The 13,832-nt window shown below is 39.4% G+C and carries 11 protein-coding genes; 5 read left to right on the top strand and 6 right to left on the bottom strand.

Going from position 1 to position 13,832, the window contains the following annotated elements; translation table 11 throughout:
- The first annotated feature begins 12 nt into the window (after positions 1-12).
- The gene (locus tag A3854_RS08955; RefSeq protein ID WP_087585279.1) at positions 13-273 is read left to right on the top strand and encodes a helicase; all 261 of its coding nucleotides are present in this window, start codon (positions 13-15) and stop codon (positions 271-273) included.
- Between the two features lies 1 nt (position 274).
- Complete coding sequence (gene modD, locus A3854_RS08950; RefSeq protein WP_084042185.1) at positions 275-1,108, top strand: ModD protein; 834 nt, start codon at positions 275-277, stop codon at positions 1,106-1,108.
- A gap of 356 nt (positions 1,109-1,464) precedes the next feature.
- Here modD and A3854_RS08945 read toward each other — a convergent pair whose 3' ends face one another.
- The 5 genes from A3854_RS08945 to abc-f all read right to left on the bottom strand — a co-directional run bounded on the left by A3854_RS08945 (position 1,465) and on the right by abc-f (position 8,929).
- Positions 1,465-3,405: a BCCT family transporter gene (locus A3854_RS08945; protein ID WP_084042184.1), complete on the bottom strand. Its 1,941-nt coding sequence runs from the start codon at positions 3,403-3,405 to the stop codon at positions 1,465-1,467.
- A gap of 127 nt (positions 3,406-3,532) precedes the next feature.
- Positions 3,533-4,978 (bottom strand): DKNYY domain-containing protein, encoded by a 1,446-nt coding sequence (locus A3854_RS08940; protein WP_084042183.1) that lies wholly within the window; start codon positions 4,976-4,978, stop codon positions 3,533-3,535.
- Entirely contained in the window at positions 4,978-6,489 is a 1,512-nt protein-coding gene (locus A3854_RS08935) for a DKNYY domain-containing protein (RefSeq protein WP_084042182.1), read from the bottom strand. The genes A3854_RS08940 and A3854_RS08935 overlap by 1 nt, the downstream gene beginning before the upstream one ends.
- Before the next feature lie 72 nt (positions 6,490-6,561).
- On the bottom strand, positions 6,562-6,996 hold the full coding sequence (locus tag A3854_RS08930) for a hypothetical protein (RefSeq protein WP_084042181.1): 435 nt from the start codon (positions 6,994-6,996) through the stop codon (positions 6,562-6,564).
- A gap of 1 nt (position 6,997) precedes the next feature.
- Positions 6,998-8,929, bottom strand: coding sequence for a ribosomal protection-like ABC-F family protein (gene abc-f, locus A3854_RS08925; RefSeq protein ID WP_084042180.1), 1,932 nt, complete (start codon positions 8,927-8,929; stop codon positions 6,998-7,000).
- 102 nt (positions 8,930-9,031) lie between these two features.
- Between abc-f and A3854_RS08920 the strand changes: the two genes are divergently transcribed.
- The 3 genes from A3854_RS08920 to A3854_RS08910 all read left to right on the top strand — a co-directional run bounded on the left by A3854_RS08920 (position 9,032) and on the right by A3854_RS08910 (position 11,548).
- The gene (locus tag A3854_RS08920; RefSeq protein ID WP_084042179.1) at positions 9,032-10,351 is read left to right on the top strand and encodes an MATE family efflux transporter; all 1,320 of its coding nucleotides are present in this window, start codon (positions 9,032-9,034) and stop codon (positions 10,349-10,351) included.
- Positions 10,306-10,989 (top strand): M48 family metallopeptidase, encoded by a 684-nt coding sequence (locus A3854_RS08915; RefSeq protein ID WP_084042178.1) that lies wholly within the window; start codon positions 10,306-10,308, stop codon positions 10,987-10,989. Before A3854_RS08920 ends, A3854_RS08915 begins: the two co-directional genes overlap by 46 nt.
- Positions 10,990-11,062: 73 nt before the next feature.
- Positions 11,063-11,548 carry a tetratricopeptide repeat protein gene (locus A3854_RS08910; RefSeq protein ID WP_084042177.1) on the top strand — a complete coding sequence of 162 codons (486 nt, stop codon included), beginning with the start codon at positions 11,063-11,065 and terminating at the stop codon, positions 11,546-11,548.
- A gap of 168 nt (positions 11,549-11,716) precedes the next feature.
- Here A3854_RS08910 and A3854_RS08905 read toward each other — a convergent pair whose 3' ends face one another.
- A complete protein-coding gene (locus tag A3854_RS08905; protein WP_084042176.1) occupies positions 11,717-13,783 on the bottom strand; it encodes a TRAP transporter permease in 2,067 nt (688 codons plus the stop codon).
- Between the last annotated feature and the right edge of the window lie 49 nt (positions 13,784-13,832).

Raw genomic sequence — 13,832 nt, 5'->3', positions numbered from 1 at the left:
ATGGAGAAGAATTTGAAAAACGAAACAAAAATAAGTGGCAAACTACTTGATATAAACACTCATAGACAAGTATCAAAAGTCGGTATGGGCATCACTTTAGCCTCAGTTTGCTTAAGCGCCCTTTTTATGAAAAGAAATAAAAGCATTAAAAAATTTCACGTTGCTTCAGGCATTGCATTTACTTGCTTTGCTCTTTATCATGCTGGGCTTTATGACAATGGAATCTTTAAAAAAATGATAATAAAAGCAAAAAATGAGGTAAAAAAGGCATAAAATGATACTTAGCGACGCAGAAATTCTAAGCTATATAAACGAAGATATACCTTACTTTGATCTTACTACGTCGCTTCAAAATATCGATAAAAAAGCCTCACTTGAAATTTATTCACGTGATGAAATTTGTGTTAGCTGCGTTGATGTAGCCGCAAGTGTCGCAAGGCTACTTGGGTGTGAGAGTGAAATTTTTGTGCAAAATTCTCAAATTTGCAAGGCTGGCGATGTGATCATAAAATTTTATGGCAGCTACGAAGATGTGCATAAAGCTTGGAAACTAGCTCAAGTCGCACTAGAATATGCCAGTGCCATCGCAACTTATACAAATAAAATGGTAAATGCCACAAAGAGCATCAATGAAAAATGTGAAATTTTAGCAACCAGAAAGGGTTTTCCATTTGCTAAGAAATTTTGCGTAAAAGCCGTACTTGAAGGCGGTGGTGGCATCCATAGGCTTGGGCTTAGCGATAGCATTTTATTTTTTAAAAACCACATGAAAGCCTACGGTAGCTTTGATAAATTTTTATTGCATTTGCCAGAGTTTAAAGCAAAAATGGCTGAGCGAAAGATCTGCGTAGAGGCTGAAAATTTAGACGAAGCCGATAAGCTTTTAAAAGCAAAGTGCGACGTTGTGCAATGCGATAAATTTAGTCCAGAGCTCATCGAAAATGTACTCTCTTTAAGAGATGAGATTTCGCCAAATACCATTATCCTAGCAGCCGGTGGTATAAATTTATCAAATGCAAAAGATTACGCAAATGCCGATGCGATAGTAACATCAGCGATGTATTCAAAAGGCGTTGCTGATATCAGCACCAGACTTGAGATTTTGTAAATTTTTACAACGACGATACAGCAAAACATCTATCAAAGTTTAAATTTTATAGAAAATGCATTTTGGCTCTGGAATTTGAACGATACGCAATAAAAAATAGCATTTTTTTATTTCAAATTTATCTCATAGCTACAAGCAAAAATACAAACTAATAAAGTTAAATTTTCTAATTTGTTTTCTCTAAAAAATAAGGACACTCATATCTTGCTTTACACCACGTGTATAAAACTCAATTAAATTTTAAAATTTACAAACAAGTATATCACGCTTTTAAATTCAGTAACAAACGATAACGAGTGAGTAAAATTTAGAATTTGCCTAGAAATTTTCAAATTCCAGGCAAATTTCACTCAAATTTACTCTCTAACAACATGTAAAAACTGCATGTGTTTGCGGTATTGCTCGATGACGTCGTTTATCAGCGTGGCTTCGCTCCAGCCAAGCACGTCGTAGTCCTGACCGCCCTCTTTTAGATAGACTTCAGCTCTATAGTAAAGATCATCGCCGTCAAGCTCTCTGGTGTAGTCTGGGCTCTGGCTTTTGGTGAGATAGACGCCATATCTAAAGTCCATCTCATCGCCAAGTCCAACGTTTAAATTTACAAAATTTTCACCATTTGTGACCTTTGCTTCAAGCCCATTTTTGGCAAATTCCTCTTTTAGCTCGTTAAACGCTTTTAGCACGACTTCGTTTAAAAATTTCTTGCCATCTTTCTTGCCTGGAAGCGTGATGATCGCACTTAGGCGCTCTTGCCATGGCTTTGAAAGATCGCTAAGAGGCATGTTACTAAAATTATTTGTCTCTTTTTTGGTTAGATCCACACGTAGCGCCTTAAATAGCCCATAAATAGCGCCAAGTAGCACTATGGCAAATGGCAGCGCGGTCGTGATCGTAAGTGCTTGAAGTGAGCCAAGACCGCCAGCTAACATCAAAAATGCCGCCACGACGCCCACTGTAACACCCCAAAAGACCTTTTGCCAAACCGGCGTATCATCCCTACCGTTTGAGCAAAGCATATTCATAACGATCGCCGCAGAGTCTGCTGAAGTGACGAAAAATATGACGATCATAAAGACTGCGATCGTGCTTAGCACGCCTGAAAAGCTAAATTTTTCTAAAAACATAAAGAGCGCCGAGGCCGAGTCAGAATTTACCGTGCTGGCAAGCTCGCTAAATCCGCCCTGAACAAGCGCAATCGCCGAGTTGCCAAAGAAGCTCATCCAAGCAAATGTAAAGCCGGTTGGCACGAAAAGCACGCCGATCACAAATTCTCTTATCGTCCTGCCCTTTGAAATTTTAGCGATAAAAAGCCCCACAAACGGCGACCAAGATAGCCACCAAGCCCAGTATAGCAGCGTCCAACCGCCAAGCCAGCTCTCATTTTGCCTCTCGTAGGCGTAGAGATTAAATGTGTTTGAGATGAGCGTAGATACGTAGTCGCCGCTGTTTTGTACAAATGACTTTAAAAGCTGCGTAGTATCGCCCAAAAATAGTATCAAAAACATAAAACAAATGGCTAGCGCGATGTTTGCGTTTGATAAAATTTTAATCCCCTTATCAACGCCGCTTGCCGCCGAGATGGTCGCTGCAAAACAAAGCACGATAAGAAGCGTGATATGCATAGTCGGCAGGCCAAAAACGTGCGTAAGGCCGGCATTTACCTGAAGTACGCCGTATCCTAGAGAGGTCGCCACGCCAAAAAGCGTCGCAACAACTGCAAATGTGTCGATGGCGCTACCTATCTTGCCGTAAATTTTATCGCCGATTATTGGATAAAACGCCGATCTAAGCGTGAGCGGCAAGCCGTGTCTGTAAGAGAAAAAGGCGAGTATCAGCGCCACGATAGCATAGACCGACCATGCGCCCATACCCCAGTGAAAGAAGGTGATATTCATCGCAAGCTTTTGCGCTGCGATAGTTTGCGCGTCGCCGAGCGGCGGATTTAGATAGTGCATGAGCGGCTCGGCCACACCAAAAAATACTAGACCTATGCCCATGCCGGCGGCAAAAAGCATAGAAAACCACGAGATATTTTTGTGCTCTGGCTTTACGTGGTCAGCCCCTAGCTTGATCTCACCAAGCTTACTAAAGCCAAGTATGATGACGCTTAGAAGTATGACGGCGACGGCTAGGATGTAAAACCAGCCAAATTTGGCCGCGATGTAGTTTTGCATACCTTTAAAAAACTCATTTGAGAAATTTGGAAATATCGCTGCAAATGCCGTTATTAAAACTATAACAACAAGCGATGGGATAAATACTGAGTTATTAAATTTTGACCTTTGAAATTTAAACATTTTTCTCCTTTTTTGTAAATTTCAGCTTCCTTTCAAACTAACAAAAAAGAGTAAATAGGTCAAATTTTCTCTTTAAATTTTTTATGAAATTTTAAGCTCTAGCCACCAAAAATAGCCACTTTGAAATTTATCTCAAGTCTCTTTTATCTCTCTTTGGTTTTGCAAGAGTTGTTAGCACTATGACGACAAAAGCAATGCCAAATGTGATATACAAAATGATCTTTGGCGAGTCATACTCTATCCTAGATCTTGCGACCTCTTCGCCGCTTGCCTCCACTAGCTCGCCACGCTTTATCATCTGGCTGACATCTTTTGCGCTAAGCTCTTTAGACGGCCTTGTTAAAATTTCTATCACGCTAAGATCAGCCACCTCATAAACGCTATGCTTTATGCCGTAAAATGGCTTTATGTTGCTAAAAAAATAGACCTTCTCGCCGTTTGCATAAACTGCGCCATACTCGCCATCTTTTACCAGCCCTATCTCGCGCCAAGATGAGCTTGGGGCAAATTTATATAAAGAGACGGTTTGTGCCACTAAATGCCTGCCGTGCTTTGAGCGCTGCCACTCTTCGCCTTGCTGTAAAAAATAGGCTGAGCTCTCATCTACAAAAACGTCAGCATAGAGCCTTTTTAGCTTGCCTTTTAGCTGATAGTCTGAAATTTTAGTTTGTTCGTTTTTACTGCCATCCCAAAAGTAAATTCCATCTTTGCTGGCAAAAAGTGGCCAAAAAGAGTGCACGTTATCCACGCTATAAATGGCGCTATAAGGCATATTTTGAGCGCTAAATTTATGCTCATTTGCAAACACAGCCCCGCTTTTTGGCTCAAAAAGATATTCTATATCGTGTTTTGGGTCATAACATATCCGGCGCGTCTCATCTCCGTAGCCAGTATCAAGCTTATAAAAGCCCATAAACAAGCTTTTACCATCTGTGTAATATCCACTAGCAGCGCCGCTTTCTGTCGTGATGTATCTTAGCTCGCTAGGATCAGCGTCAAGCTTTTCGCCCTTGTAGTAAAGCGTAGCGCCGTCTCTTGCAAAACCAGCGTCAAAGGTAGGCTCTAAATTTGTGCTTTCGACCCTTTTTGTCCTGTAAAAATAAGGGCTATCATCGTAGCTTTTGATAAAGGTGTGAGCAAGGTTTTTCATAATGGCGCTAAATTCGCTAAATCCCGCCTCTTTCTCGCTTCTAGTGCCACAATAATAGCTTATCTTGCCATCACTTATATAGCCATTGCCAAGCACTTTGGCACTTTTTGGATCAAGTCCTTGCAAAATTTCTCTAGTGCAATAGACATGATTTTTATCAGCCGCCACATTTGAGTAGTCGTATGCGTGTTTTAGCTTTAAGACCCTAAAACTAGCCTCATCAACGCCTTTTAGCTCATACTTGCCACTACCTGAAATTTGAACGTAAATTTTACCCTCAGGCGAGCGGTAAAACTCGCTATTATCAATGTTTGCAAAGCTTCTTTGATACTCGCCCTCATGCCATAGATAAAGCATCGCCAAAACAAAAAATAGCGTCAAGATGACTAAAAAATAAACAAACCTAATAGTAATTTTTCTCATTATCTATAATCATCCACCCTTTTTTTAAGCTCGCTTTTTTGCTTTTTGTTTTTAAAAATAGCGCCAACTACCGAGACTATAAATGCGATGGCTAAAAATATCCAGTAAGCATATTTTTGCGAGTAATCATCAAAGTCGCTTATCGCATCGATCACCACCTCGCCCTCAGCTGGCACCATAGCGCCTTGATCTACCATTTTTACTATCTCATCAAGTTTTAAATTCTTAACATTTGAGCCATAAGGACGAGTGAGAATTTCAACCACACCAAGGTCGTTTATATCATAAACGCTGCTGTTAAAATGCCAGCCGTAGCCGACGTTATCAAAATAATAGGTCTTATCACCGTTTGCATAGACCGCTCCGTAGCTATCGTTTCTTACAAAGCCGATCTTTCGCCACTGCTCTTTTGTATCAAGCATTACGATGCAAGTGTGGCGTGAGCTTAGGCTGTGGTTATTTTTTGTGTTGTGCCAAATTTCATAGGTTTTTAAAAAATATGTCTTGCCATCACTTATCACCACGTCGCCATATAGCGGCGTTATCTCGCCTTTAAATGGATCATCTCCGTCCCTTACAAACTCGCCTTCATCTATGCTGTTATACCACTGCCACTTTCGCTCCCAGTGATATATACCGCCTTTACCACGAAAGAGCGCATGATAGGAGTACTCATCTTTTAGGTTAAAAAGTGGCTCGTATGGGGCAAATTTTGGGTCAAATTCATTATCATTTGCATAGACCATGCCAGAATTTGGCTCATAAAGATAGTGAATGCGCCATATCTCGCCAATATCACGCATTTGTGGGCTAAATTTGATCCCTAGCTTTGAGCTGTCATAATAGACATTTTCTCCGTCAGTCGTAAAATGCACGCTCTTTCTGCCAGATATCTGCTCGATACAACGCATTTTGCTGGCATTTGCGCCCTCTAGCTCTTTGCCCTCATGATAGACTTTTACTCCGTCGCTTGCGTAGCCAAAGCCCAAGATCGCTGCTAAATTTGCGTTATCAACCTGCCTAAATTTATAGATATGAGTTTGCGCTTTTGGGGTGTTAAACATTTTGTGTGAGACGATGTCCCAAAACTCTTTAAATGCGGATATTTCGAGGTTTGTCTCGCTTTCGCTATCGCAAAAATATGTTATCTTGCCATCGCCAAAGTAGCCATTGCCAAGCGCTCTAACACCATTTGGATCAAGCCCACTCATCACGAGATTACCGCAATATACAGCTTCATCGCTTGCGCCAACGTTTCTGTTGTCGTATTTGCCAGTGTCGATGTATCTAAATTTACTGGCCCTCACGCCTATTAGCTCAAATTTACCGCCGCTTGGCACCAAGGCATAGACCTTGCCATCTTTGACGTAAAAAAAGCTATTATTTAGCTCTTTACTATCGCCAATGTCGTCATCTAAAATAGAAACTAACCCAAAGATAAAAAAGTAGGTAGCAAAAAATATCACAACAATAGCGATCACTACAGAGATTAGCGGATGTTTTTTTAGCATTTTAGCCCCATTTCAAACAAATTTAGCGACCTCATCAAGCCGCAAAACCTCATACATTTAAATTTCAAAGTTCTATCCAAATATAAAATATCTAAATATCAAAAACTTAAGATATGCAAATTTACCCATCAAAAACAGAAAACAAGCAGCTACTAATGTAATAATAAGCCTAATAATATGAAATTCCAACGTAACCCCATAATAAATAAAGACTGACGCAATAAAGCATAAATAAAAATAACCAAGCATAAAGATCAAATTTGTAATCCTTGCAAAAAGTCCCGACTCTTCGCTGCTTTTTACGATTAGCCTAATTGTCTCTATCTTATTTAAAAACCCAACCTTTTTATATTTTATCTCGACTAGGCCGCCCACTTCATATTTATATATTTTAGGCGAAAATGTCTCACTAAACCTCATCTTATCAACGATAATGCTAAGGCTTACAACAGAATTTTGCCTAACAACTCTCGTATTTAGTGCGCTTATCCTACCGATCTTTTTCAAGCTACTCTAGCTCCTCAGCGATCTCAAGCACTTCAAAATAGTCATTTTCTAGGCTTTCAAGCTGGGCTTTTGCCTTTTCAAGCTCTTCATAAAGCTTAGTAAGGCCTACTTCTTGATAAATTTTAGGATCGCTTAAACCTTCATTTAGCTCAGAAATTTTTGCTTCAAGGGCTGAAATTTTATCTGGATATGTGTTTAAAATTTGCGTTTGTTTATAGCTTAGTTTTACGCCAGATTTACTCTTTTGTTTGGCTTCATTTTGGCTATTTGAGAGCTCTTTTTCAAATTTATCAAGCTCTTTCATCTCATCTTCAAGCTCTAAATAGACGCTATACTCTTCGTGCAAGACATTTATCTTTGTGCCCTCAAACGCCCAGAGCTTATTTGCCATCTTATCGACAAAATATCTATCGTGGCTAACTAGCAAGATCGCCCCCTCAAAGCTTTGCAAGTAGTCTTCTAAGATATTGATAGTTGCGATATCAAGGTCGTTTGTCGGCTCGTCAAGCACCAGCACATCGTAGGTTTTGGTAAAAAGAAGTGCAAGCGCGACGCGGTTTTTCTCGCCGCCACTTAAAACGCCTATCTTTTTATCCAGAAATTCCTTTGGGAAGAGGAAATTTTTAAGATAGCCATAAACGTGCATATTTCGCCCACGAACTAGCACGTGATCGCCACCATTTGGGCAAAATGTCTCTATAAGGCTCTTATCATCATCAAGGACATTTCTAGCTTGATCAAAGTAGCCGATACTAACCTCGCCTCTTTTTATCTCGCCACTACTTTGCTTTTCAAGTCCTAGCAAAATTTTAAGCAGCGTGCTTTTGCCACTGCCATTTCGCCCAACTATGGCTATCCTCTCGCCCTGCAAGATTCTTGCGTCAAATTTCTCAAAAAGCACCTTGCCGTCTATGCTTTTGCCTAAATTTTTAAACTCAAAGAGCATTTTTTTGCGGTTTTGGCTCTGCGTTTGGTTGAAATTTTTACTCGCACGCTCAAGCTCTAGCCTCACGCGCCTTATCACGCCTGGATTTTTCTTCGCCTCCTCACGCATAGCGAGCACCCGCTCTTTTCTGCCCTCATTTCGCTTTAGCCTAGCTTTTACGCCACGCCTTAGCCACTCCTCTTCAGCCTTTAGTTGTTTTAGCAGTGTCTCATGCGACTTTGCAAGACTTGCTAAAATTTCCTCTTTTTTGGTTAGATAGTTTGCATATCCGCCCTCGAAATTTTTTAAGCTTGCATCCTCGACCTCAACACACCTAGTAGCGAGCGCATCGATAAAATACCTATCGTGGCTTATAAAAACTATGCTTTGATTTGAGCTTTTAAGCATATCTTCAAGAAATTTGACCATATAGACATCAAGGTGGTTTGTCGGCTCGTCAAGCAAAAGCACATCTGGCTTTTTAAGTATGAGCGCTCCTAGTGCCACGCGGCGGATCTCACCACCGCTAAGCGAGCAAATGGGCCTGTTTTCATACTCTTTTAGCTTAAATTCTTGCAAAATTCGCTCGATCTTATGCTCGATATTCCAGCCGTCCTTTGCCTCTATAAATTTTAAAAGCCTCTCTTGCTCTTTTAAAATTTCTTTGTTTTCAGGATCATTTGCTAGCAAAATGCCGCTCTTTTCATATTCGCTTATCGCGTCAAATATCTCTTTTAGCTCGTTATTTAGTGCCTGCCTTACGGTAAAAGTTGCGTTAAAATTTGGAGTTTGAGCTAGCATCTCGACGCTTATTAAGTTTTGCACTATGCGTCTGCCACTATCTACTGCCACCTCGCCAGAGATGATCTTCATTAGCGTGCTTTTACCGCTGCCGTTTTTACCGATGATCGCTATTTTTTCATTTTCATTTACACTAAAATTTACAGCGTTTAAAATCTCATTTGCGCCAAATTTTTTACTTACGTCTATCAGGTCGATTAATGCCATTTTTCTCTCATTTTTTAAATTTCTCGCGATTATATCAAAAGGGAGCTAAAACCTAATTTTGGCTATAATCGCCAAAATTTTAAAATAATTAAGGAAAATTTAATGAATTTATCTATGAGAAAACTCGTAGTTCCGATATTTTTGGATATGTTTTTACACTTCATTACGCTCATCATCAACACCTACATGGTTACAAAAGTGAGCGTGCATCTAGTTGGTGCAATGGGTGCTGGCAATCAAGTGATGGATCTTTTTATGACTATTTTTAACTTCCTAGGCATTGGCTGTTCAGTCGTCGTCGCCCAAGCGCTGGGAGCTAAAAAGAACGATCTTGCCTCAAACGTTATACACGCAAGTATCACGTCAAATACACTCTTTGGTATCTTCTCAGCTATCGTTATCTATGTCTTTGGCTACAACATCTTAAATTTACTAAACGTGCCAAAAGAACTTATAAATGATAGCTTCTCATATCTTCATATCCTTGGTTTTGCCCTACTTTTTGATGGTATCGGCATGGTGCTAGCTGCGGTGCTTCGTGTTTATAACCTAGCAACTGCTGTTATGCTAACTTCGGTTTTAATGAACGTAATTACGATTTTAGGCAACGCTATCTCCCTTTTTAGCTGGTTTGATCTGCCAAATTTAGGCCTACAAGGAGTCGCTCTCTCGACACTTGTTGGTAGATTAGTAGGCATTTTTGTGCTAGCTTATATGCTAAGTCAAAAGGCAAAAGTTAAAATTTATTTTAAAAAGCTACTTGTCGTGCCATTTGAAATTTTAAAGAAAATCCTCTCAATCGGCCTTCCAAGCGCAGGCGAAAATTTACTCTGGATGGCGCAATACATGGTCGCTTTTGGCTTTGTGGCAAGCATGGGCGAGGCTAGCCTTAGCGTGCAGACCATTTACTTTCAGATCACGCTTCTTATCTTGCTTTGTGGAGCGAGCATTAGCGTGGCAAACGAGGTCATTGTAGGACATTTAGTTGGAGCAAGCGAGTTTAACGAGGCCTATACAAGGACATTTAGGGCGTTAAGACTTGGAGTTTTTATAACGCTTGTAGTCGTGCTTATAGCTTATGCGCTAAAGTATCAGATCATGGACGCACTAAATTTAAACGAAAATTTACGTGCGATCATGTTACCGCTTTTTACACTTTCGATATTTCTTGAAGCGGGTAGAACCTTTAACATAGTCATCGTAAATGCCCTTCGTGCAAGTGGAGATGCAAAATTTCCACTCATAACTGGTCTTATCTTCATGTGGGGGCTTTCACTGCCACTTGGATATTTTTTAGGCATCTATCTTGGCTGGGGAATTATCGGCATTTGGATAGGGTTTTGTGCTGATGAATGGCTAAGAGGCCTTGCAAATACATGGCGTTGGAGAAGCAAAAAATGGCAAGAAAAACGCCTAGTTTAAAGCAAAAGAGTATAAATTTAGACTTTTATGGGCTAAGCGTTTTAATAAATTTTAAAACAAATGTAAAATCCATGCGTTTAAGAGTTGGTAAGGACGCTAAGATCACGCTATCTATGCCATTTTACAGCACACAAAAGATGGCTCTTAGCTTTCTTGAGATGCATAAAATTTGGCTTGAAAATACTTACAAAAAAGCTCTTGTAAATTTGCCAAAAGATAATGAGATGAAATTTCTTGGACAAGTTTATAAGATAAAATTTGATGAAAATTTTAAAGAGCCATTTTTTGATGGCGAGTTTGTCTTTACGCCAAATTTAAAAAGCCTTGAGTGTTTTAAAAAAGTAAGAGCAAAAGAGCTGTTTTTAGAGCTTGTAAGCCATTTTCAGCCTTTTATAAATAAGCCAATCAAGCGCATCGTCATACGAAATAGCAAAACTCGCTGGGGCAGCTGCAATCATAAAAAAGGCTATATAAACCTAAGCCTAAGACTCATAGAAAAGCCACTCTCAGCCGTGCGCTACGTCGTTCTTCACGAACTAACACACATGCTCTATCCACATCATCAAAAAAGTTTTTACGATTTTATAGAAAAAATCATGCCTAATTATAAAAAACAAGAGCAAATTTTAAAAGCGTAATTATTTTTCATAAAGTAAGTGTAAAAATTAATATGCTAAAATTGCATGTTAATTCACAAAAAAGGGAATTTCAATGAAAAAAATGATTTTTATCTCAATCTTAGCTGCTTGTGCTTTTGCAGGTAACTTTGAAGATGGCCTAAAGGCATATGGGAGCTCGAATTTCAAAGAAGCTTTAGCTAAATTTGAAGCAGGATGTTTGGCAAATGACGTAAAATCTTGCGTAAAAGTTGGAGCGATTTACCAACTAGGAAAAACAGCTCTACCTAATCCAAGCAAGGCCTTAGAGTACTATAATAAAGCTTGCGAAGCTGGCGAGGTTGAAGGTTGCTCGGCAGCTGGTGGACTTTATCTAAATACTGAGCCACAAAAAGCAAGAGAACTTTTTAACAAAGCTTGTGATAAGAATGATGGATATTCTTGTGAGATGGTAGGTTCTATCTTGATAGAAGCTAAAGAATTTAAAAAAGCTTATGAATTTTTAGTAAAAGGCTGCGAATTAGGCGATAAGATGTCTTGCGAATTTGCAGGCGATCTAAGACGCTCAAAACAACTATAATTTTTAGGCTTACGAGCCTAAAAATTTCTTATTTAATTTATTACACCAATATCCTTAAACAAAAAAATCCAAAAAAATACACTTATTTTAAATAGAAATTACTCAAAGTATAAAGGTAGTCTAAAAAATTTATATTAGAAATTTAGGCAAGAATGATCTTGCCTAAGATTAGATTATTTTTATTTGATCAAGTGGTTTGTCTTTAATGCCCCATTGAGTCATAAAAACAAATCCATAAAGCACAGCAGCTACGATATAAGCAGTGTATTCGTTTGGTATAAGATTAAATTTCACACATATATTTGGTACAAGAGCTAGTGGCACAACAGGGATCAAAAGAATACGCTCCCAGATCCTAAGCTTTGTGACATAGTAGCCTTGAAGTAAGCTTGAAAAAGCAAACATTCCCACGATCGCCATACCAAAGACAAGTAAAATTTCAAGCGGATTACTCATCCAGATTATTCCTTTTGAATCAAGCGGGTCGCCCTCATTTACGCTTTCTATTAGCATAAGTTTGTTGTTAAAGAAAAAGGCAAATGGCAAGATCGCCGTTCTTAGATCGTAAAAGAATCCTTGAACGCCAACGGTTATAGGATTCGCTTTGGCGATACCAGCTGCTGCATAAGCTGCGATGCCAACTGGTGGCGTGTCATCAGCTAAAATTCCAAAGTAAAAGACAAAAAGATGCACAGCAATGGCTGGGATTAAAAAGCCATTTTTGTGCGCCAAAAATAAAATAACAGGTGCCACAAGGCTTGAAACTACGATGTAGTTTGCCGTCGTTGGAAGGCCCATTCCTAGTATAAGTGACATCATCGCAGTAAGAAGCAATATCATAACTATATTATCACCAGCAAGTAGCTCGACTAGATCTGAAAGTACTTGGCCAAGGCCAGTTAGAGAGATAGAACCCACGATAATACCTGCAAGTGCGGTTGCAATGGCGATCGTTGTCATACTTTTTGCGGCTGCAACCATCGCCCAAAATATATCTTCAAAGCCTATTAACACATCATTTATTCCAACTTTTTCGCCACTTGCTAGTTTTTTAACTGGCTCTTGAAAGATCATTATTAAAAATAAAAATCCAATCGCATTAAATGCCGCAGCGATGGCCGATTCTTTTGCGATTAATAGCGTATAAAGCAAAATCAAAATCGGAGTTATATAGTGAAGTCCGCTTACAAAAATTTTAAATCTTGAGTGAAATTCGCTTTGATTTATACCTTTTAAGCCAAGCTTGACGCTCTCCAAATGAACAATAAAAAATAGTGACAAATAGCAAGCAAAAGCTGGAATTACCGCTGCCATCATAACATTTGTATATGTCATGCCCAAAAACTCAGCGATGATAAAGGCAGCTGCGCCCATGATCGGAGGCATAAGCTGTCCATTTACGCCAGCTGCAACCTCGATGGCTCCAGCTTTTGTGCGTGAAAGACCGGCTTTTTTCATAAGTGGTATGGTAAATGTACCAACTGTTACAACATTTGCAGTGGAGCTTCCTGAAACCATACCAGTTAGACCACTTGCGATGACCGAGGCTTTAGCTGGACCGCCTCTATATTTTCCAAGAAGAGAGAAAGCTAAATTTATGAAATATTGCCCAGCACCTGCCCTCTCAAGCAATGAGCCAAAAAGTACAAAAAGGTAGATAAAACTAACACTAACTCCGATAGGCACACCAAAGATGCCCTCAGTCGTTAAAAACATATGACCTGCTATCTTTTCAAAGCTGGCACCTTGATGAGCGATGATGTCTGGCATATAAGGACCAAAGTGATCATATATCAAAAATAATATACAAATAATTGGAAGTGCTGGCCCCATGACACGCCTACCAGCCTCAAGCAAGACAATGATCGCTAAAAACGATATGACGATATCTTGCGTGATGTAGTCCCCGGTCCTATCAGCTAGTTCATAAAAATAAACCGCCGGATAAAGCACAGTAACTACGCCTACCACGCAAAAGACTAGATCGTAAAATGGCAAACTAGAATGTGCCTTTTTATGAAAAGTGACTGGATAAAGCAAAAATACAAGCCCAACCGCAAAGGCTAAGTGTATTGAGCGGGAAATGTTAGTATTTAGCGGAAAATAAGCTATATAAAGCTGAAAAACTGACCAGGAAAAGCATACGATCGCAATGAAATAGTTGTAAAAATTGCTATTTATCTCCCTTGTTTTTACTTCGACAAATTGTTCTTCGTTGTCTTTGACTTCGTTCATCTCTCTCCTTTAAAATTTAAATATAAAAATTAAAAAATTTGCATATTTA

Source organism: Campylobacter concisus (assembly GCF_002092845.1).
GTDB lineage: Bacteria > Campylobacterota > Campylobacteria > Campylobacterales > Campylobacteraceae > Campylobacter_A > Campylobacter_A concisus_AQ.
Note: the sequence above shows the minus strand (reverse complement) of the source record. Positions and strands in the feature narration are given on the sequence as shown.

Coding starts and splice junctions, on each gene's coding strand:
- modD (WP_084042185.1), top strand. CDS start 275: ATGATACTTAGCGACGCAGAAATTCTAAGCTATATAAACGAAGATATA.
- A3854_RS08945 (WP_084042184.1), bottom strand. CDS start 3,405: ATGTTTAAATTTCAAAGGTCAAAATTTAATAACTCAGTATTTATCCCA.
- A3854_RS08940 (WP_084042183.1), bottom strand. CDS start 4,978: ATGAGAAAAATTACTATTAGGTTTGTTTATTTTTTAGTCATCTTGACG.
- A3854_RS08935 (WP_084042182.1), bottom strand. CDS start 6,489: ATGCTAAAAAAACATCCGCTAATCTCTGTAGTGATCGCTATTGTTGTG.
- abc-f (WP_084042180.1), bottom strand. CDS start 8,929: ATGGCATTAATCGACCTGATAGACGTAAGTAAAAAATTTGGCGCAAAT.
- A3854_RS08920 (WP_084042179.1), top strand. CDS start 9,032: ATGAATTTATCTATGAGAAAACTCGTAGTTCCGATATTTTTGGATATG.
- A3854_RS08915 (WP_084042178.1), top strand. CDS start 10,306: ATGGCGTTGGAGAAGCAAAAAATGGCAAGAAAAACGCCTAGTTTAAAG.
- A3854_RS08910 (WP_084042177.1), top strand. CDS start 11,063: ATGAAAAAAATGATTTTTATCTCAATCTTAGCTGCTTGTGCTTTTGCA.
- A3854_RS08905 (WP_084042176.1), bottom strand. CDS start 13,783: ATGAACGAAGTCAAAGACAACGAAGAACAATTTGTCGAAGTAAAAACA.